Consider the following 19,496-nt stretch of genomic DNA (forward strand, 5'->3'; position numbering starts at 1 on the left):
GTGACGACCCTCCCCCGCTCCGCCCGCCTGCGCCGCGCGCTCGGCGTGCCCGCGCTCGTGACCGCTGCCCTCGCGACGCTCACCGGCTGCGGCCTCCAGCCCGCGACGGCGTACGTCCCGGACACCGCGCCCGGCTCCATCCAGCCCCTCGACCTGCCCGCCGGCGCGCAACTCACCGTCACGTCGAAGAACTTCACCGAGCAGCTGATCCTCGGCAAGATCGCCGTCATCGCGGCGAAGGCGGCCGGGTTCGACGTCACCGACCAGACGAACGTGCCCGGCAGCGTGCCGGCCCGCGAGCTCATGACGAGCCACGGCGCCGACATGACCTGGGAGTACACGGGCACGGCGTGGCTCAGCTACCTGGGCGAGCCGAAGGGCATCCCGGACCAGCGCGCCCAGTACGAGGCCGTGCGCGACGCCGACGCGGCCAACGGGCTCACCTGGCTGACGCCGGCGCCGCTCAACAACACGTACGCGCTCGCCATCCGCAGCGAGGAGGCCGACGAGCTCGGCATCACGAAGCTCTCGCAGATCAAGGACCTGCCCGTGGATCAGCGCACGTTCTGCGTGGAGGCGGAGTTCAACTCCCGCTCCGACGGCCTGTCGCCGCTGCTGGAGACCTACGGCATCCCGCGCGGATCAGCGGACGGCGTGCCCGACGGCAACGTGTCGATCTTCGACACAGGCGCCGTCTACACGGCGACGGATCGCGGCACGTGCGAGTTCGGCGAGGTCTTCACGACCGACGGCCGCATCGACAAGCTCGGCCTCACGATCCTCCAGGACGACCTCGGCTTCTTCCCGGCCTACAACGTCGCGCCGGTGCTCGACTCGGCGACCCTCGCCGAGTACCCGGGGCTGAAGGACGTGTTCGACCGGATCTCCCCCGTCATCACCGACGACGCCCTCCGCGACATGAACCTCCGCGTCGACGACCAGGGCGAGGAGCCCGCGGACGTCGCCTACGAGTTCATGGTCGACCACGGGTTCGTCACGGCGCCCTGACCTCGACCGACTGGTCCTGGGCGAGCTGCCGCAGCTCGTCGCGGATCCGCACGCGCAGCTCGTCGTGCGCGTCGCCGAGCGCGGTCGCGAGGTCGTGCCACCGCTCGGCGGGGTGGAGCCAGACCGGTCGCACGACGAGCTCCGCCGGCTCCCAGGAGTAGCGGGGCCAGATGTGCGCGTGGATGAAGGCGTCGGCGTTGCCCAGCACCTCGATGTTCACGCGACGGAAGCCGGGCACGAGGTCGCGGCACGCCCGCTCGACGGCGGAGGCGAGGAGGTCGGCGTCCGCGAGGAACCGCACGCGCTCGATCCGCGGCATCTCCGCGAGGGCCGTGGCGGTCGGGTCCGTGCCGAGCAGCACGCAGTAGCCCGGGAGGAACTGCACGTCGCCGATGACGGCGTACCCGGCGCCCAGCTCGGCGAGGACGGTGGGGTTCTCGCCCCTCCTGGCTGATCCGATCCGGTCCTCGCGCCAGTCCATGGGCGACACCGTAGCCGCCCGTCCCCCGGCCGCGTCAGCTGCGCATCCACCTGCGGAGCTGCCCCGATCCACCCGAGCGCGTCAGCTGCGCATCCACCTGCGGAGCTGCCCCGATCCACCGAGCGTGTCAGCTGCGCATCCACCTGCGGAGCTGCCCCGATCCACCCGAGCGCGTCAGCTGCGCATCCACCTGCGGAGTTGGTCGATGCGCTGCTGCAGCTGCGTGACGCTGCACTGGCCGACCGCGGGCCCGCCGCACACACGGCGGAGCTCGGCATGGACGAGGCCGTGGGGCTCGCCGTGCAGCTTGGCGCGCATGCCGACGAGGCTGTTGAGGAGCTGCCGCTGCTCCTTGAGCGTGCGGTACAGCGGGATGTCGTCGGGGTCCTTGGGGGCGCCGCTCTCGGCCTGCTTGCGCTCGCGCTCGCTCGCGTGCCTCGACTGCCGGTGCTGGCGCTGGGCGAGGAGCTCGCGCACCTGCTCGGGCTCGAGGATGCCGGGGAGCCCGATGAACTCCTCCTCCTCGAGGCTGCCGACGTCGGCCATCTGCCCGAACTCGGCGCCGTCGAAGAGCACCTTGTCGAACGTGGCCTCGGATCCCATCGCCTCGAACGAGAACTCGCTGAGCAGGGAGTCGGACCCCTTCTCGCTGCGGTTCGCCTCGCCCATCATGGCGTCCTCGGGGTTGTAGAGGTCGCCCTCCTTCGAGGAGTCGCGGTCGAGGGCGTGGTCGCGCTGGCGCTCGAGCTCGTTGGCGAGCACGAGGAGGTTGGGGACGCTGGGCAGGAAGATCGACGCCGTCTCTCCGCGGCGGCGGGCGCGCACGAAGCGGCCGATGGCCTGCGCGAAGAACAGCGGGGTGGACGCGCTGGTGGCGTAGACGCCGACGGCGAGCCGGGGCACGTCGACGCCCTCGGAGACCATGCGCACCGCGACCATCCAGCGCGACGTGCTCGCGGAGAAGCGGTCGATGTTGGCGCTCGCCTCCACGTCGTCGGAGAGCACGAGCGTGACGGGCTGCCCGCTGATCCGCTGCAGGATCGCCGCGTAGGCGCGCGCGGTCGTGTGGTCGGTCGCGATGACGAGGCCGCCGGCGTCGGGGATCGACTGCCGCACCTCGCTGAGGCGCCGGTCGGCGGCGGCGAGCACCTGCGGGATCCACTCGCCGTCCGGGGCGAGGGCCGTGCGCCACGCCTGAGACGTGATGTCCTTCGTGTTGCCCTCGGCGAGCTGGGCCTCCATCTCGTCGCCCATCTTGTTGCGCCAGCGCATGCTGCCGGCGTAGGCGAGGAAGATGACGGGCCGCACGACGCCGTCCGCGAGGGCCCGCGAGTACCCGTAGTCGTAGTCGGTCTGCGAGAGGCGGACGCCGCGGTGGTCGCGGAGGTAGCTGACGAACGGGATGGGCGCCGTGTCGGAGCGGAACGGCGTCCCCGTGAGCGACAGCCGGCGGGTCGCGCGCTCGAACGCCTCGCGGATGGCGTCGCCCCAGCTGAGCGCGTCGCCGCCGTGGTGGACCTCGTCGAGGATCACGAGGGTGCGGCTCGACTCGGTCATCGTCTTGTGCAGGTAGGGGTTCGCGGCGACCTGCGCGTACGTCACGGCGGCCCCGTGGTAGTGCCTGCCGAGGGCGCCGGAGCTGTTGCTGTACATGGGGTCGAGGCGGACGCCCGCGCGCGCGCCGGCGTCGGCCCACTGCTTCTTGAGGTGCTCGGTGGGCGCGACGACGGTGATCCGGTCGATGGTCTTCCGGTGGAGGAGCTCGGACGCGAGGCGGAGGGCGAACGTGGTCTTGCCGGCGCCCGGCGTCGCGTTGGCGAGGAAGTCGCGCGGCTCCTTCTCGAAGTACGCGGTGAGGGCCTCCTCCTGCCAGGCCCGCAGCTTGCTGACGGTGCCCCAGGCGGCGCGCTCCGGGAAGGCCGGCGAGAGGTGCTCGGCCGCGGCGGATCCGACGTGCGGTGGAGGGGTCGGGATGGTGCTCACTCGACCTCACGATACCCGCACCCGGCGACGCTCCCGTCGGCCGCGCAGCCGTCCCGGCACGTCGCGGCGAGCGGATCCGCGTCGTCCACGGCCTCCCGTCGGCGCGGCGCGCGACGGGCGGATCCGCGCGTGCGAGACGGTCCGGGCGCGTCGCGGCGCGAGGCGCCCGGATCGGCTGCCACCTTCCGTCGAGCGGTCCCTCAGGACGCGCGCGGGACCGGGCCGAGCAGCGTCGTCGCGATGGTCTCGGCGGCCTGCCGGTCGCTCGACGGGTGGAAGCCTCCGGCCAGCACGTCGCGGTACAGGCGGCCGAGCTCGTCGCCCGTGCGGAGGGATCCGCCGCCCGCAACCGCGATCGCGCGCTGCACTACGTCGGCCGCGGTGCGGGTCGCCCGGACCTTCGCCCCGACGAGGAGCGACGCCCAGCGGTCGCCATGGCCCGCTCCGCGGTCGACGTCGTCCGCGAGCGCCGTGAGCTGAGGGAGGAGCGCGTCCTGCGCGAGGGCCGCCTCCGCGACGAGGTGCCGGATCCCGGGGTCCGCCGCGAGCGCGGCGCCGCCGGCCGCGCGCGAGGTGCGGCGGAGCGCCGACTCGACGGCGATGTCGAGCGCGCGCTGTCCGAGCCCGGCGTACACGGCGGCGATGAGCAGCTCGAACGCCTGCAGCACGGCGAGCGCGAACGGGTCGTCGCGGCGGCCGTGCTCGCGCCGGCGGACGACGTCGGCGGGCTCCGCGCGCACGTCGCGGAGGATCACCGTGTGGCTCTGCGTCGCCCGCATGCCCAGCGTGTCCCAGTCGGGCACGATCTCGAGGCCGGGCGCGTCGCGCGGCACGAACGCGTGCACGAGGAGCGGGTGCTCCGGATCCCGGTCGTCCCGTCCGAAGAGCCCGAGCCGGGTCCACGCGGGCGCCATGCTCGACGTCGACTTGGTGCCCGTGAACCGGTACCCGCCGTCCGCGTCGGGCTCGGCCCGGGTGAGCGCGTCGGCGAGGGCCTGGTCGTTGCCGGGCTCGCTGATCGCGAAGGCCAGCAGCTCGTCGCGGCCCGCGTCCTCGAGGACGCCGCGGAGCGAGTCGTCGCCGCGGTCGGCGAGGATCCGGGCGACAGCCGTCCAGACGAGGTGCATGCCCACGCCGAGCGCCGTGGCGGGCGCCGCCTGCGCGAGGAGGTGCTGCGCGCGCACGGCGTCGGCGAGGGAGGCCCCAGACCCGCCGAGCCCACGAGGCACGAGGAGCCGGAGGTAGCCGGCGGCGCGCAGCTCGTCGAGGTCCTCCGCGAAGAACGCGTTGCGGGCGTCGTAGCCGGGGGCGCGGGAGCGGATCCGGTCCAGGAGCGCCTCGTCGAGGTGCCCGAGCGGGTCGAGCGGGTCGGGCAGGTCGGCCGGGGCGTCGGGCGTCATGCGCCCAGTCTCCCCCGCGCGCCCGTCGTGCGACCCGCCAGGTGCCGGCGCTCAGGCGGCGGACAGCACCAGGGCGTTGCCCCACGGGTCCTCGAAGGCGAGCTCCCGTCCGTCGTCGCGCGTGGGGACGCCGGCGGCGCGGAGGCGCGCGTCCACCGCCTCGACCTCGTCGCGCGTGGGCACCTCGATGCGCACGGTGCCGAGCCCGAGCGTCGCGGGACGCCGGCCGGCGCCCCTGCTGTTCCACGTGTTCATGGCCATGTGGTGGTGGTACCCGCCCGCCGAGACGAAGATCGCGGATCCGTGCCAGCCGGCGACGAGCTCGAAGCCCAGCGTGTCGACGTAGAAGGCGGACGCCTGCTCGGTGTCGCCCACCTGCAGGTGCACGTGGCCGATGCCGGCCGCGTCGGACGCGGCGTCGGAGACGGGCGCGAGCTCGTCCCGGAGGAACGCGTTCGGGTCGAGCCGGAGCGAGTCCATGAGGATCCGCCCGTCGTGCCACGTCCACTCGTCGCGCGGACGGTCGGTGTACAGCTCGACGCCGTTGCCCTCCGGGTCGGTGAAGTAGAACGCGCGGCTCACGAGGTGATCCGCGCTGCCGGTGAAGGTGCCGGGCGCGCGCTGGGCGAGCGAGGCGACGGAGCGGGCGAGCGCGGCCGGCTCGTCGAAGAGCACGGCCGTGTGGAAGAGGCCGGCGTTCCCGGGGCTCGGGAGGTCGAGGCCGCTCGCGGGTTCGAGCACCACCGCGGGCACTCCCCCGCGCCCGAGCGTCGTGGACTCGGTGCCCTCGCGCAGCTGCTCGAGGCCGACGGCGTCGCGGTAGTAGGCGGTCATCCGGTCGAGGTCGCCGACCAGGAGGGTCACGGGGCCCATGGTCGTGTCGGCGGAGAGCAGTTCGGGCATGGGTCCTCGTTCCTCGGGTGGTGCATCCTATTGCTTGAATGCTCAACAAACGGAGGCGAGTTGGCATTCCCGGGGCTGCCCGAGGGCGTTCCTATGATGGGAGCGACCCACCCGGAAGGACCCGCATGACCCAGCCCCACCCCTGGCGCCGCTACGTCGCCCTCGGCGACTCCTTCACGGAGGGCATCGGCGATCCCGAGCCGGGCAGCCCCGGCGGGCACCGCGGCTGGGCCGACCGGGTGGCCGAGGTGCTGGCCGGCCAGGTCGACGGCTTCTCCTACGCGAACCTCGCCATCCGCGGCCGGCTGCTCGGGCAGATCGCCGACGAGCAGGTCGAGCCCGCGCTCGCGCTGCACCCCGACCTCGTCTCGCTCTCGGCGGGCGGCAACGACATCCTCCGGCCCGGCGCCGACCCCGACCGCCTCGCCGAGCGCCTGGACCAGATGGTCGCCCGGCTCTCCTCCGAGGGCGCGACCGTGGTGCTCTTCACGGGCACCGACGTCAAGTTCTCCCCCGTGTTCGGGCGGCTCCGCGGCAAGGTCGCGATCTACAACGAGGACATCCGCGCGGTCGCCGCCCGGCACGACTGCATCGTGGCCGACCAGTGGTCGCTCACCGAGATCCAGGATCCGCGCATGTGGGACGTCGACCGGCTGCACCTCGCGCCGCTCGGCCACCACACCGTCGCGCGCATGGTGCTGCAGGCGCTCGCCGTCGAGAACGACCTCGAGCCGCTGAAGCCCGAGCCGCTGCCGCCGCGCACCTGGAGCCAGGCGCGCGCGGGCGACATCGACTGGGCGCGCTCGTACTTCGTGCCGTGGGTGCTGCGGCGCCTGCGCCACCAGTCCTCGGGCGACGGCCGCACGGCCAAGCGGCCGGACGCGTCGCCGTGGACGCGCGTCGACGCAGGGAGCTGAGGACCCGGCGAACGCGTCAGCCGAGCAGCTCGCCCGGGTTGCCGAGGCGCCACCAGCCGTCGGGGCCCGGGATCGCGCGGTCGAGGGCGAGCGGCACCCGCACCGTCTCCTGTCCGGCCGTGACCGTCGCCGTGCCGACCTGGGTCCCCGCGGCTGCCTCCCCGGATCCGGAGGCCTCGACGGTCGTGGTGACAGGCGTGTCGCCCCACACCAAGAGCGACTCGTCCTCGGTGGCGACGGCCTGCGCTGTCGCACCCCACGCAGTGGTGTAGTCGGCGAACGGCTCCCCCGCGGAGGCCACCTGCACCACGTGCAGGTTCGCCGAGACCGTGGGCAGCAGCGCGGTCACCTGCCGCGCGAGCTCCGCGTGGTCCTTCGCGCCGAGCGTCACGCCGACGAGGGTCACGTCGCGGTCGCCCACCTTCGTGTCCACCGCCCAGAGCAGGCACTTGCCCGCCTGCTCGAGCGTGCCCGTCTTGATGCCGCGGAATCCCGGGACGCCCGCCAGCTGATTGCGGTTCTCGACCTCGCCCACTCCCGCCACGTCGGCGCTCCGCTGGTCGACGATGCCCGAGAGCACGGGGTCGGCCAGCACCATCTCGCCGATGCGGACGAGGTCGGCAGTCGTGCTCACGGTCTCGGGCGACAACCCCATCGCGTCGGCGACGTGCGTGCCCGTGAGGCCCTGCTCGGCGAGCCACGCGTTCGCGGCCGCGACGAAGGCGTCGTTCGAGCCGTAGGCCCAGACCCCGAGCGCCGCCGCGTAGTTGTTGGCGCTCGCGAGCAGCGCGCCCTCGAGCAGGTCCCGCTGCGAGAGGCTCGTGCCGGGGACCGCGGGCTCGACGATGCCGTCCTGCTTGAGGATCTCCCCGCGGAGCGCCTCGTCCTCGGCCGTGAACGTGACCTGCGGCCCGTCCTCCCCGGGCGCGAGCGGCTTCGCCTCCAGCACGACGAGGGCCGTCACGGTCTTGGTGATGCTCGCCATCGGCCGGGACACGGGCGTGGCCTCGTTCGTCGCGAGGACGCCGTCGAAGCCGGTGGCGCCGACGGCGGAGACGCCCTCGGCCGGCCAGCTCTCGGGCGTGGGGACGTTGACGACGGGCGACGGCGCGTCGACGTGCGCGACCGCGGCGGGCGGATCCGCCGTGAGGGTGACGGGGACGTACACGCCCGCCGAGACGACGAGCGCCGCGGCGACGCCGGCCAGCGTGAGGCGGCGGGCGCGGCTCACGCGGGGACCCGCAGGGCGTAGAGCGCGACGGCGCTGGCCGCGGCCACGTTCAGCGAGTCCACGCCGTGAAGCATCGGGATCACGACCGTCGAGTCCGCGTGGCGCAGCGCGTGGCGGCTGAGGCCGTCGCCCTCGGTGCCGAGCACGAGCGCGATCCGCTCGGGCGGATCAGCCGCGAAGGCGTCGAGCGTGACGGCGTCGTCCTCGAGGGCGAGCGCGGCGAGGTGGAAGCCGGCCTCGTGCAGCAGCGGCGCGGCCTCCGACCACTCGGGCAGCCGCGTCCACGGCACCTGCAGCACGGTGCCCATGCTGACGCGAACGCTCCGGCGGTAGAGCGGGTCGGCGCAGCGCGGGGTGATGAGCACGGCGTCGGCGCCGATCCCGGCCACCGCGCGGAAGATGGCCCCGACGTTCGTGTGGTCGACGATGTCCTCCAGCACGACGACCCGGCGCGCGTCGCGCAGCACGTCGGCGACCGCGGGCAACGGCGGACGGTGCATCGCGGCGAGCGCCCCGCGGTGCAGGTTGTACCCGGTGAGCCGCTCGAGCACGGCGGCCGCGCCCACGAACACGGGGACGTCCGGGAAGCCCTCGAGGAGCGGGGCGACGTCGTCGAGCCACTGCTCCTGCACGAGGACCGACCGCGGCACGTGACCCGCGGCGAGCGCGCGGCCCATGACCTTGGTCGACTCGGCGATGTAGAGGCCGCCCGCGGGCTCGCTCACCCGGCGGAGGGCCACGTCGGTGAGGCGCGAGTAGTCCTCGAGGCCCGGGGATGAGAGGTCCTCGATGCGGTGGATGTGCACGCCGGTCCTCTCTCGGTCCGCCGGGAGGGATGCGGAGCCACTTCGCGCGGAGCCGTCGCGGGGATGCGCTGTCTAGACTCGACAGGACAATGATGCCCTGCCCCGTCGCCGCCCGCCGACACGGCGGGGCGCCAGCTCGGCACCGGGAGGCCCCATGAGCACCGCTCTCCGTGACGATCCCCGACCCCCCGCGGGGTCCACGATCGCCGAGGCGGTCGAGCTGATGCGCGGCCGCCGCACCGCCGTCCTCACGGGCGCCGGCCTCAGCACCGACTCGGGCATCCCCGACTACCGCGGCGAGGGCGCCCCGAAGCGCAACCCCATGACGTTCCAGCAGTTCCGCAGCGAGGGCGACGACTTCCGCCGCCGCTACTGGGCGGGCGGGCACCTCGGCTGGAAGGCCTTCAGCTCCGCACGGCCCAACGACGGGCACGCGGCGCTCGCCGACCTCGAGGCGGCCGGGGTCGTCGGGGGCCTCGTCACGCAGAACGTCGACGGCCTGCACGAGCGCGCGGGATCCCGCCGCGTCGTGGACCTGCACGGCTCGCTCGACCGCGTCCTCTGCCTCGACTGCGGACAGGCGTACGCGCGCTCCGCGATCGCCGATCGCATCAGCTCCGAGAACCCCTGGCTCGACCTGCCCGACGCGGTGGAGCTGAACCCCGACGGCGACGCCCAGGTGCACGACGTCGACCGGTTCCGGATCCCCGTCTGCAGCGTCTGCGGCGGCATGCTGAAGCCCGACGTGGTCTTCTTCGGGGAGCTCGTGCCCACCGAGCGCTTCCGCGAGGCGGGCGCCATCGTCTCCGACGCGGACGTGCTGCTCATCGCCGGCTCGTCCCTCGCGGTCAACTCCGGGATCCGCCTGCTCGAGATCGCCCGGAGGAGCCGCATGCCGATCGTGATCCTCAACCGCGGCACCACCAAGGGCGACACCCGCGCCACGGTGCGCCTCGAGGGCGGCACCAGCGAGATCCTCCGCGCCATCGCGACGGAGCTCGCGTCGTGACGCGGATCGTGCTCGTGCGCCACGGCCGCACCGCGTGGAACGTGGAGCGGCGCGTGCAGGGGTCCAGCGACATCCCGCTCGACGACACCGGCCGCGCGCAGGCCGCCACAGCTGGTGCTCTGCTCGCCGCCGCGGTCGCGGGCGGCGCGGGCTGGGACGCGGTGCACGCGAGCCCGCTCAGCCGCGCCTTCGAGACCGCCTCGATCATCGCGGAGCACCTCGCGCTCGGCGGCGCGCCCACGACGGGCCCGCTGCCGGAGCCGGCGCTCGCCGAGCGCCGATACGGCCTCGCCGAGGGGCTCACGCACGCGGAGATCGAGGCGCGCTTCCCGGACGGCGACGTGCCCGGCCGCGAGACCGTGGAGTCCGTCACCGAGCGGGCGGGCGCGGCGCTCCTGCGCCTCGCGGAACGGCACCCAGGCGGGTCCATCATCGCGGTGTCGCACGGCGGCGTCATCGCGGCGCTGGCCCGCAGCCTCGACGCGTCGCTCGTGGGACGCCCGGGGCCCATGATCGAGAACGGCTCGGCGCACACGTTCGGCGTGGTCGACGGCGAGCTGTCGCTGCTCCGCTTCGGCGGAGTGGCCGACCTCGGGGCGATCGCGGACCTCGATCCGGCGCGCCGGGCCTGATCCGGGTCCGCCGCACCCGAGCGGACGACGTCCGTCCGGCGACCGCCTCGGCTTCAGGCCCCGCGACGCCCCGTCCGCGCGACCTGCTCGAGGAGGTCGCCGAGCGCCTCGGCCGACCGGTCCCAGTCGTACTCGGCGGCGCGGGCGATGCACGCCGCGGAACGCCGTCGCCACTCGTCCGGGTCCTCCAGCGCGCGCACGGCGGCCGCGAACCCCTCGGCGTCGTCCGGGTCCACGTACACGGCCGCGTCGCCGCCGATCTCGCGGAAGATCGGGATGTCGCTGACGACCACGGGCAGGCCGACGCTCATCGCCTCGATGACGGGGATGCCGAACCCCTCGTCCCGCGACGCGGTGAGGAGGGCCGTCGCCCGCCGGAGCGTGGACGCGTACTCGGCGTCGGTCGCGCCGTCGCGGAAGACGAGCCGCGCCCCGTCGGCGATCGCCTCGAGCCGCTCGCGCTCCGCCTGGCCGACGCGGCTCATGAGGTGCAGCTCGTGGTCGGGCAGGTCGTCGGCCGCGCGCACGAGCGTCTCGACGTTCTTGTAGGGCATGTGCGAGCCCATGTAGACGAGCGTGCGCTCGGCGGGTGCGTCGCGCGGCCCGTCCGGGCGGCCGTCGGGGGCGGGCGCGAGCTCGGCCGCGTTCGGCACGACGACCACGGGCCGCGTGGTCAGCCGGTGCGCGCGGATGAGGCCGCGCGTCGTCTCGCTCACGGTCACGATCGCGTCGGCCCGGTCGAGCAGCAGCCGCTGCGGCCACCACGCGAGGTGGAAGGCCCGCCAGAGCGCGCGCACGGGCGCGGGCAGGTCACGCGGCGGACGCCGGTGCCGGTAGTAGATGAGGTCGTGCAGCGTGAGCACGAGCGGGTACGTGCGGCCGCGCGACCCCATCGTCTGCATGGGGCTGTAGACGACGTCGGGCCGCATCCGCGACACGCGCCGCGCGACCCACGGCTCGCGCGGCCCGGTCGGCGAGCTGACCAGCTGCCACGGCAGGTCGGGCAGGAGCGCGAGCTGGCGGTGGTCGCTGATGAGCATGGTCACGTCGAAGCGCGCGCCCAGCCGCGCGACGAGCTCGGCGCCGTAGCGGCTGATCCCGTCGTGCCGGCCGATGCGCGTGTACCTGCAGTCGAACACGAGCCTCATGACGCGCTCCCCTCGTCCAGGAACCGGCGGATCGACGCGGCCGCCTCCCGGGGCGTCTCGTAGTGGATGAGGTGCCCGACCCGCGGGATCACCTCGAGCTGCGCGTCCGCGAACAGGCGCTGCAGCCGGTGCTGCGCGGCCACGGGCGTGATGTCGTCGCGCTCGGCGGCCACCAGCAGCACGGGCACGGCGACGCGGGGCGCGTAGGTGCTGGCGTCCGACGACACCGACGCGCGGAACGCCTCGAGCACGACGCGGCGGTCGCTGAACGCGCTGAAGAAGCGGTCGTGCTGGTCGTTGATCCACCGGCGGAGCGAGCGGTCGCGCGTCTTCGCCATGGCCTCGCTCATCACGCGCACGATGGCCCGGTTGCGCAGCAGGCCGAATCCCGCGCGCTCCGGCAGCAGGGCTGCGGCGCGGTAGTACAGCACGGCGAGTCGGGTGAGGATCCCCCGCGGACCCTCGAGCGCGGGCGCGGCGATCGGGTTCACGAGGATCGCGCGCGGGCTCGGCAGGCCGTCAGCCAGCGCGGCCGCGACGACGATCGACCCGAACGAGTGCCCCAGCGCGGTGGCGTCGCGCGTGCCGGTCGCGTCGACGAACGCCCGCAGCCACGCGGCGTAGCCGGGGATGTCGTGCCGGGCGTCGACGAGCGGCGTCGAGTCCCCGAAGCCGGGCAGATCGGGCGAGAGGATCCGCACGCCCGGCAGCTGCGCGACGACGGGCTCCAGCCCGTGGTGGTCCCCGCGGAACCCGTGCACGACGACGAGCGTCTGCGGGGCGTCGGCTGGCCCGTACTCCCACCAGGCGGTGCGGCTCCCGAGGAGGTCGACGGTGCGTCGGACCACGGGGATGCGGTCGAGCTGGGCGGCGTAGGGCGAGGGGACGGTCATCGGGGACGAGTCTACGAGCGGGCGCGGCGCGGGCCCCCGGGCGCGCCGGGCTCCGCCCGCCCGGCCTTCCGCGCCTAGAGTTGCGACGAGCCTTCCCGCCCCGAGTCGACGCCCCCGTCGCGCCCATGAGGAGAACCGTGAGCTTCACCGCCCCCATCACCCTGCCCGGACTCACCCTCGACAAGCAGTGGTACAAGCGCTCGGTCTTCTACGAGGTGATGATCCGCTCGTTCGTCGACTCGAACGGCGACGGCACCGGCGACATCCAGGGCCTCATCTCCAAGCTCGACTACCTGCAGTGGCTCGGCATCGACGGCCTGTGGATCCCCCCGTTCTTCCAGTCCCCGCTCCGCGACGGCGGCTACGACATCAGCGACTACATGTCGGTGCTGCCCGAGTTCGGCACGCTCGACGACTTCAAGGAGCTCGTCACCAAGTCGCACGAGCGCAACATGCGCATCGTCATCGACCTCGTGATGAACCACACCTCCGACCAGCACGAGTGGTTCCAGCAGTCCCGGTCGGACCCCGACGGCCCCTACGGCGACTTCTACGTCTGGAGCGACACGGACGAGAAGTACGAGGACATCCGCGTCATCTTCGTGGACACCGAGGAGTCCAACTGGACCTTCGACCCGGTGCGCCGCCAGTTCTTCTTCCACCGCTTCTTCTCGCACCAGCCCGACCTCAACTTCGACAACCCGAAGGTGCACGAGGCCATCTACGGCGTCATCCGCCACTGGCTCGACATGGGCGTCGACGGCCTCCGCCTCGACGCGATCCCCTACCTCTACGAGACCGAGGAGGGCAACGGCGAGGGCGAGCCGGCCACGCACGAGTTCCTCAAGCGGCTGCGCGCCATGGTCGACGAGGAGTACCCGGGCCGGATCCTCATCGCCGAGGCGAACCAGTGGCCCCGCGAGGTCTCCGCGTTCCTCGGCACCGAGGAGGAGCCCGAGTGCCACATGGCGTTCGACTTCCCGATCATGCCGCGCATCTTCTACTCCCTCCGCTCGCAGACCGCGGACGAGCTGAAGCGGATCATGAGCGAGACGTTCGAGATCCCCGAGGCGGCCGCGTGGGGCGTCTTCCTCCGCAACCACGACGAGCTCACGCTGGAGATGGTGAGCGAGGAGTACCGCCAGGCCATGTACGGCTGGTACGCCTACGACCCGCGCATGCGCGTCAACATCGGCATCCGCCGCCGCCTGGCGCCTCTCCTCGACAACTCGCGCGCCGAGCTCGAGCTCGTGCACGCGTTGCTGTTCTCCCTCCCCGGCAGCCCGTTCCTCTACTACGGCGACGAGATCGGCATGGGCGACAACATCTGGCTGCCGGACCGCGACGCCTCGCGCACGCCCATGCAGTGGACCCCCGACCGCAACGCCGGCTTCTCGACCGCAGACCCGGGCAAGCTCTACCTCCCCGTCGTGCAGTCGCTCGTCTACAACTACGCGCAGATCAACGTCGAGTCGCAGCTGGCGCAGTCGCGGTCGCTGCTGCACTGGGTGCGCAACGTGATCCACGTGCGGAAGGCCCACCCGGTGTTCGGCCAGGGCACCATCCGCGTGCTCCCGACCGACCACGAGAGCGTCCTCGCGTTCGTCCGCTCCTACGAGGGCAGCGGGACGCACTTCGGCGACCGCGCGGAGGACGTGCTCTGCGTCTTCTCGTTCGCGCACAACCCCGTCTCGGTCACGATCGACGCGTCCGACTTCGCGGGATCCCAGCTCTACGACCTCTTCGGCGGCGGCGTCTTCCCGACGGTCGGCGACGACGGCCGGCTCACGCTGACGCTCGCGACGCAGAGCTTCTACTGGCTGCACATGGGTGCGCCCGCCATCGGCGGTCGCCCGTAGCATCTACAGGATGACCTCCCGCTGGCACGACACCCTGGCCTCGTTCGACCTCGAGACGACGGGGGTGGACGTCGAGACCGCGCGCATCGTCACGGCGTGCATCGTCGTCCTCGACGCGCAGGGCGAGGTCCTCGAACGACACGACTGGCTCGCGGATCCCGGCGTCGAGATCCCCGCGGGCGCGGCCGCCATCCACGGCGTCACGACGGAGCGCGCCAGGGCCGAGGGACGCGACGCCGCGGTGGTCGTCCTCGAGATCGTCACCACCATCCGCGAGATGTTCGCCCGCGGCCTCGCGCTCGTGGTCTACAACGCGCCCTACGACCTCACGCTGCTCAACCGCGAGGCCGTGCGTCACGGCGTGGAGCCGCTGCGCGACACCGGCCCCGTGATCGACCCGCTCGTCATCGACAAGGCCGTGGACACCTACCGCCGCGGCAAGCGCACGCTGTCCGTCGCGGCCGAGCACTACGGCGTCCGACTCGACGACGCACACGACGCCGGCGCCGACGCCATCGCCGCCGGTCGAGTCGCCCAGGCCATCGCCGGCCGCTACGCCGACCAGCTCGACATCCCCGTGCTGGACCTGCACGACCGCCAGGTCGACTGGTCGCGCGTGCAGGCGGAGAGCTTCCAGGACTACATGCGGCGCACGCGCGATCCGGCGTTCACCACATCCGGAGCCTGGCCGGAGCGACACGTCGGAGCCTGACCCCGCTCCCCCGCCCGGGACGACGAAGGGCGCCCGGCCGGAGCCGGGCGCCCTTCGTGCTGCAGCGGGAGGCTGCTACTTCTTCGTGCCGAAGCCCGCGTAGCGCGAGTTGAACTTCTCGACGCGGCCGGCGGAGTCCATGATGCGCTGCTTGCCCGTGTAGAACGGGTGCGAGGCGCTCGAGATCTCGACGTCGATGACGGGGTACGTGTTGCCGTCCTCCCACTCGATGGTCTTCGCGCTGCCCACGGTGGAGCGCGTGAGGAACGTCTCGCCCGAGGCGAGGTCGCGGAAGACGACGGGGGCGTACTGGGGGTGGATGTCGGTCTTCATCGGGGGTGTCCTTCGTCGGTTCGAGTTTCTGCGTGGGAAGCATGTGTGCCCGGGATGATCACCGGACCAGTGGACGAGCCTACCAGACGGGTGCCGCGAACGGGCAGGCGCGCCGGGGGCCGATCGATGGGGTCAGGAGCGCACGGCGCGCGCCGTGAAGCGGCCGTCGTCGTGGGTGACCTCGAGCGCGAGGCCGAAGGCCCGGCCGAGGTTGTCCGCGGTGATGACGTCCGCGAGCGGACCGGCCGCGACGACCGCTCCCTCGCGCAGCAGCAGGCCGTGCGTGAAGCCGCGCGGGATCTCCTCGACGTGGTGCGTGACCATCACGATGCCCGGGGCTTCGGGCGCCGACGCGTAGCCTCCGAGGAGCTGCAGCAGCTCCTCGCGAGCGCCGAGGTCGAGGCTCGCGGCCGGCTCGTCGAGGAGCAGCAGCTCGGGGTCGGTCATGATCGAGCGCGCGATCTGCACGCGCTTCTGCTCGCCGTCGCTCAGCGTGCCGAACCTCCGCTGCTCGAGGTGGCCGAGGCGCCACTCGGCGAGCACGCGCTGGGCGCGGCGCACGTCGATGTCCTCGTAGTCCTCGTTCCAGCGGCCCGTGACCGAGTAGGCGGCGGTGAGCACGACGTCGAGCACGGTCTCGTCCGCCGGGATGCGGCGGGCCATCGCGGTGGATGCGAAGCCGATGCGCGAGCGCAGCTCGAACACGTCGACCCGGCCGAGCTCGTGGTCGAGGACCGTAGCGGTGCCGGAGGACGGGTGGGCCATGGCGGAGGCGATCTGCAGGAGGCTCGTCTTCCCGGCGCCGTTCGGGCCGAGGACGACCCAGCGCTCGTCGCCGTCCACCGTCCACTCCACCTGGTCGAGGATGGTCGTCCCGTTCCGGACGAAGGACACTCCGGACAGGGAGAGGACGTGGCTCATGGGAACCAGTCTATCGGCCCGTGCCGCGCGCCCCGCCCGGCCGTGGGGAGCGCCGGGTCGACCTCGCCGGGGCGGGCGCCTGGTCGCTCAGCGCAGGATCGACGCGTAGATCGCCTCGGTCTGGCGGGCGATGCGGTCCCAGCCGAACTCGCGCTCGGCGCGCACGCGACCGGCCTCGCCCATGCGGCGGGCGGCGTCGGGATCCGCGACGACCTCCGTCAGCGCGGCCGCGAGATCCCGGACGAAGCGCTCGGGGTCGGTGGGCGTGCCCGTGCCGTCCGTGGCCTGGTCGATGGGGACGAGACGGCCGGTGACGCCGTCGTCGACGACCTCGGGGATCCCGCCCGTGGCGGTGCCGACGACGGGCGCGCCGCACGCCATGGCCTCGAGGTTCACGATGCCGAGCGGCTCGTAGACGGACGGGCAGACGAAGACGGTGCCGGCCGTGAGGACAGCCGAGAGCTCGCGACGCGGCAGCAGGCGGTCGATCCACACGACGCCCGAGCGCTCCTCCTGCAGGCCGCGGACGAGGGCCGTGACCTCCTCCATGATCTGCGGGGTGTCGGGCGCGCCCGCGCACAGCACCATCTGCACGTCGGCGGGCAGCAGCGCGGCGGCGCGGAGGAGGTAGGGCAGGCCCTTCTGGCGCGTGATCCGGCCGACGAACACGACCGAGGGACGCGACGGGTCGATGCCGAGCGAGCGCACCAGCTCGTCGTCGTGCACGGGCGCCCAGGTCTCGAGGTCGATCCCGTTGTAGACGATGTGCACCCGCGCCTCGTCGAGCGCGGGGTACGAGCGGAGGATGTCGCGCTTCATGCCGTCGCTGACCGCGATGACGGCGTCGGCCGCCTCGTACGCGGTGCGCTCGATCCAGCTGGAGACGCGGTAGCCGCCGCCCAGCTGCTCGGCCTTCCACGGGCGCAGCGGCTCGAGGCTGTGCGCGGTGACGACGTGCGGGATCCCGTGCAGCATCGACGCGACGTGGCCCGCGTGGTTCGCGTACCAGGTGTGCGAGTGGACGACGTCGGCGCCCGCGACGTCGCTCGCGATCGCCAGGTCGACGGCCATCGTCTGCAGGGTCGCGTTCGCGCCCGCGAGCTCCGACGGGACGGGATAGGAGAACACCCCGGGCTCGTCACGGGGCGCACCGAAGGCCCGGACGACGACCTCCGTCTGCTGCCGCATCGCCTTGACGAGCTCCGTGACATGGACCCCGGCACCTCCGTAGACCTCGGGCGGATACTCCTTGGTGATCACGTCTGCTCGCATTGGTCGAACGCTAGTACATGCCCCGACGTGCATCTACGCTGGGGCAATGGCATCGAAGAAGATCTTTGGAATCGTGCTCGCCGGCGGCGAGGGCAAGCGCCTCATGCCGCTCACCGCGGACCGGGCGAAGCCCGCCGTCCCGTTCGGCGGGCAGTACCGGCTCATCGACTTCGCGCTCTCCAACCTCATCAACTCGGGGCTCACGCAGATCGTCGTGCTGACGCAGTACAAGTCGCACTCGCTCGACCGCCACGTGTCGCAGACCTGGCGCCTCAACCAGATGCTCAACTCCTACATCGCGTCGGTGCCCGCGCAGCAGCGCCTCGGCAAGCGCTGGTTCAGCGGCTCGGCCGACGCCATCCTGCAGAGCCTCAACCTCATCAACGACGAGAAGCCCGACATCGTCGTCGTGGTCGGCGCCGACCACGTGTACCGCATGGACTTCAGCCAGATGATCGAGGCGCACATCGCGTCCGGCCACGGAGCCACGGTCGCGGCGATCCGGCAGCCCATCGAGCTCGCGGACCAGTTCGGCGTCATCGACGTGGACCCCGCGAACCCGTACCAGATCCGGGCGTTCCTGGAGAAGCCGAAGGACCCGCAGGGCCTCGACGACTCCCCCGGCGAGGTGCTCGCGTCCATGGGCAACTACGTCTTCGACACCGACCAGCTCATCGACGCGGTGCGCCGCGACGGCGAGAACGCGGAGTCCGCGCACGACATGGGCGGCGACATCGTGCCGTGGTTCGTCGAGCAGGGGAACGCGGGCGTCTACGACCTCAACCGCAACGAGGTCCCCGGCGCCAACGACCGCGACCGCTACTACTGGCGCGACGTCGGCACCATCGAGTCGTTCTTCGACGCGCACCAGGACCTCATCTCGGCGCTGCCGGTGTTCAACCTGTACAACAAGGACTGGCCAATCTTCAGCCAGCAGCTCAACAGCCCGCCGGCCAAGTTCGTCCGCGACGCGCAGGGCAACACGGGCACCATGATCGACTCCATCACCTCGCTCGGCGGCGTCATCAGCGGCGCCCACGTCGAGCGCAGCGTGCTCGGGCCGTGGGTCATCGCGGAGTCGGGTGCGCGGATCGTCGACAGCATCGTGTTCGACAAGGTGCACATCGGGGCGGGCGCCGTGGTCACGCGCGCCATCCTCGACAAGGACGTGGAGGTCGAGCCCGGGGCCACGGTCGGCGTCGACCACGATCGTGACCGCAAACGCGGCTTCACCGTCACCGACGGCGGCATCACCGTCGTGGGCAAGGGCGTGCGCGTCACCCCGTGAGCGCCGCCAGCCCGCTGACGCCGCCCGCCCCGTCGGCGCCGCCCGTCGACCCTGTCCTGCCGCGCATGCTCGTGGTGCTCGACGTCGACTCGACCCTCATCGAGGACGAGGCCATCGAGCTGCTCGCCGCCGAGGCGGGCTCCCTCGACGAGGTCGCCGCCGTCACCGACCGGGCGATGCGCGGCGAGCTCGACTTCGCGGAGAGCCTCCGCTCACGGGTCGCCACGCTGGCCGGGCTGCCCTGCTCCGTGCACGCGACGGTGGGGGCGCGGATCCGCGTCACGCCGGGTGCCGAGCGCATGATCCAGGGTCTGCACGACGCGGGCCACGTCGTCGCCGTCGTGTCGGGCGGGTTCCACGAGCTGCTGGATCCGCTCGCCGAGCGACTCGGGCTCGACATGTGGCGCGCCAACAGGCTGGAGACCGCCGAGGGGCGTCTCACGGGACTCGTCACGGGGCCGGTCATCGACGCCGCAGCGAAGCGCGCCGCCGTGGAGGAGTGGAGCCGCGAGCTCGGGATCCCGCTCGCCCGCGTCGTCGCGGTGGGCGACGGGGCCAACGACCTCGAGATGATGGCCGTGGCCGGGCTGTCGGTGGCCTTCGACGCGAAGCCCGCCGTGCGCCGGAGCGCCGACGTGTGCGTCGACCGCCGCGACCTCGCGCAGGTGCTCGCGCTCCTCGGCCTCCCGCGCTGACGCGG

General features: G+C 72.9%; 19 protein-coding genes. 8 read left to right on the plus strand and 11 right to left on the minus strand.

The genetic code is table 11. The features are described 5' to 3' along the window. The gene (locus KYT88_RS08855; protein WP_043586745.1) at positions 1-1,008 is read left to right on the plus strand and encodes a glycine betaine ABC transporter substrate-binding protein; all 1,008 of its coding nucleotides are present in this window, start codon (positions 1-3) and stop codon (positions 1,006-1,008) included. Here the strand turns inward: KYT88_RS08855 and KYT88_RS08860 are convergent. The 4 genes from KYT88_RS08860 to KYT88_RS08875 all read right to left on the minus strand — a co-directional run bounded on the left by KYT88_RS08860 (position 995) and on the right by KYT88_RS08875 (position 5,775). Further along, positions 995-1,489 (minus strand): HIT family protein, encoded by a 495-nt coding sequence (locus tag KYT88_RS08860; protein WP_043586744.1) that lies wholly within the window; start codon positions 1,487-1,489, stop codon positions 995-997. The two genes, KYT88_RS08855 and KYT88_RS08860, sit on opposite strands and share 14 nt — an antisense overlap. Before the next feature lie 174 nt (positions 1,490-1,663). Further along, complete coding sequence (locus KYT88_RS08865) at positions 1,664-3,472, minus strand: DEAD/DEAH box helicase (RefSeq protein ID WP_043586743.1); 1,809 nt, start codon at positions 3,470-3,472, stop codon at positions 1,664-1,666. A 200-nt stretch (positions 3,473-3,672) separates the two neighbouring features. Beyond that, positions 3,673-4,872, minus strand: a complete 1,200-nt coding sequence (locus KYT88_RS08870) for an acyl-CoA dehydrogenase family protein (RefSeq protein ID WP_051629367.1) — start codon at positions 4,870-4,872, stop codon at positions 3,673-3,675. A 51-nt stretch (positions 4,873-4,923) separates the two neighbouring features. Beyond that, positions 4,924-5,775: a VOC family protein gene (locus tag KYT88_RS08875; protein ID WP_043586740.1), complete on the minus strand. Its 852-nt coding sequence runs from the start codon at positions 5,773-5,775 to the stop codon at positions 4,924-4,926. 125 nt (positions 5,776-5,900) lie between these two features. On the opposite strand from KYT88_RS08875, the gene KYT88_RS08880 reads away from it, so the two are divergent. After that, a complete protein-coding gene (locus tag KYT88_RS08880; protein WP_043586739.1) occupies positions 5,901-6,692 on the plus strand; it encodes an SGNH/GDSL hydrolase family protein in 792 nt (263 codons plus the stop codon). A 16-nt stretch (positions 6,693-6,708) separates the two neighbouring features. Here KYT88_RS08880 and KYT88_RS08885 read toward each other — a convergent pair whose 3' ends face one another. Together KYT88_RS08885 and KYT88_RS08890 are read right to left on the minus strand one after the other, a co-directional pair. After that, positions 6,709-7,923 (minus strand): D-alanyl-D-alanine carboxypeptidase family protein, encoded by a 1,215-nt coding sequence (locus tag KYT88_RS08885; protein WP_043586735.1) that lies wholly within the window; start codon positions 7,921-7,923, stop codon positions 6,709-6,711. Then, complete coding sequence (locus KYT88_RS08890) at positions 7,920-8,729, minus strand: TrmH family RNA methyltransferase (protein ID WP_043586732.1); 810 nt, start codon at positions 8,727-8,729, stop codon at positions 7,920-7,922. Before KYT88_RS08890 ends, KYT88_RS08885 begins: the two co-directional genes overlap by 4 nt. A gap of 154 nt (positions 8,730-8,883) precedes the next feature. Here KYT88_RS08890 and KYT88_RS08895 point away from each other — a divergent pair, with 154 nt between their 5' ends. Beyond that, positions 8,884-9,738, plus strand: coding sequence for a Sir2 family NAD-dependent protein deacetylase (locus KYT88_RS08895; protein WP_043586729.1), 855 nt, complete (start codon positions 8,884-8,886; stop codon positions 9,736-9,738). Beyond that, a complete protein-coding gene (locus KYT88_RS08900; protein ID WP_043586727.1) occupies positions 9,735-10,370 on the plus strand; it encodes a histidine phosphatase family protein in 636 nt (211 codons plus the stop codon). Before KYT88_RS08895 ends, KYT88_RS08900 begins: the two co-directional genes overlap by 4 nt. 53 nt (positions 10,371-10,423) lie before the next feature. Here the strand turns inward: KYT88_RS08900 and KYT88_RS08905 are convergent, their stop codons facing one another. After that, complete coding sequence (locus KYT88_RS08905) at positions 10,424-11,518, minus strand: glycosyltransferase family 4 protein (protein ID WP_043586725.1); 1,095 nt, start codon at positions 11,516-11,518, stop codon at positions 10,424-10,426. Next, positions 11,515-12,411: an alpha/beta fold hydrolase gene (locus tag KYT88_RS08910; protein WP_043586724.1), complete on the minus strand. Its 897-nt coding sequence runs from the start codon at positions 12,409-12,411 to the stop codon at positions 11,515-11,517. The genes KYT88_RS08905 and KYT88_RS08910 overlap by 4 nt, the downstream gene beginning before the upstream one ends. A 125-nt stretch (positions 12,412-12,536) precedes the next feature. Here KYT88_RS08910 and treS point away from each other — a divergent pair, with 125 nt between their 5' ends. Further along, positions 12,537-14,270 carry a maltose alpha-D-glucosyltransferase gene (gene treS / locus KYT88_RS08915; RefSeq protein WP_174239530.1) on the plus strand — a complete coding sequence of 578 codons (1,734 nt, stop codon included), beginning with the start codon at positions 12,537-12,539 and terminating at the stop codon, positions 14,268-14,270. 10 nt (positions 14,271-14,280) lie between these two features. After that, complete coding sequence (locus KYT88_RS08920; protein ID WP_043586722.1) at positions 14,281-14,982, plus strand: 3'-5' exonuclease; 702 nt, start codon at positions 14,281-14,283, stop codon at positions 14,980-14,982. Between the two features lie 75 nt (positions 14,983-15,057). Here the strand turns inward: KYT88_RS08920 and KYT88_RS08925 are convergent, their stop codons facing one another. The 3 genes from KYT88_RS08925 to glgA all read right to left on the minus strand — a co-directional run bounded on the left by KYT88_RS08925 (position 15,058) and on the right by glgA (position 17,508). Continuing rightward, entirely contained in the window at positions 15,058-15,315 is a 258-nt protein-coding gene (locus KYT88_RS08925; RefSeq protein WP_043586721.1) for a type B 50S ribosomal protein L31, read from the minus strand. A 132-nt stretch (positions 15,316-15,447) separates the two neighbouring features. Then, positions 15,448-16,236, minus strand: coding sequence for an ABC transporter ATP-binding protein (locus tag KYT88_RS08930; protein WP_043586720.1), 789 nt, complete (start codon positions 16,234-16,236; stop codon positions 15,448-15,450). A gap of 87 nt (positions 16,237-16,323) precedes the next feature. Beyond that, positions 16,324-17,508 (minus strand): glycogen synthase, encoded by a 1,185-nt coding sequence (glgA, locus tag KYT88_RS08935; protein WP_043586717.1) that lies wholly within the window; start codon positions 17,506-17,508, stop codon positions 16,324-16,326. Between the two features lie 46 nt (positions 17,509-17,554). Between glgA and KYT88_RS08940 the strand changes: the two genes are divergently transcribed. Continuing rightward, a complete protein-coding gene (locus KYT88_RS08940; RefSeq protein WP_043586716.1) occupies positions 17,555-18,796 on the plus strand; it encodes a glucose-1-phosphate adenylyltransferase in 1,242 nt (413 codons plus the stop codon). After that, positions 18,793-19,491 (plus strand): phosphoserine phosphatase SerB, encoded by a 699-nt coding sequence (gene serB / locus KYT88_RS08945; RefSeq protein WP_182480715.1) that lies wholly within the window; start codon positions 18,793-18,795, stop codon positions 19,489-19,491. The genes KYT88_RS08940 and serB overlap by 4 nt, the downstream gene beginning before the upstream one ends. Positions 19,492-19,496: the final 5 nt, after the last annotated feature.

The organism is Clavibacter sp. A6099, assembly GCF_021919125.1.
GTDB classification, from domain to species: Bacteria; Actinomycetota; Actinomycetes; order Actinomycetales; family Microbacteriaceae; genus Clavibacter; species Clavibacter seminis.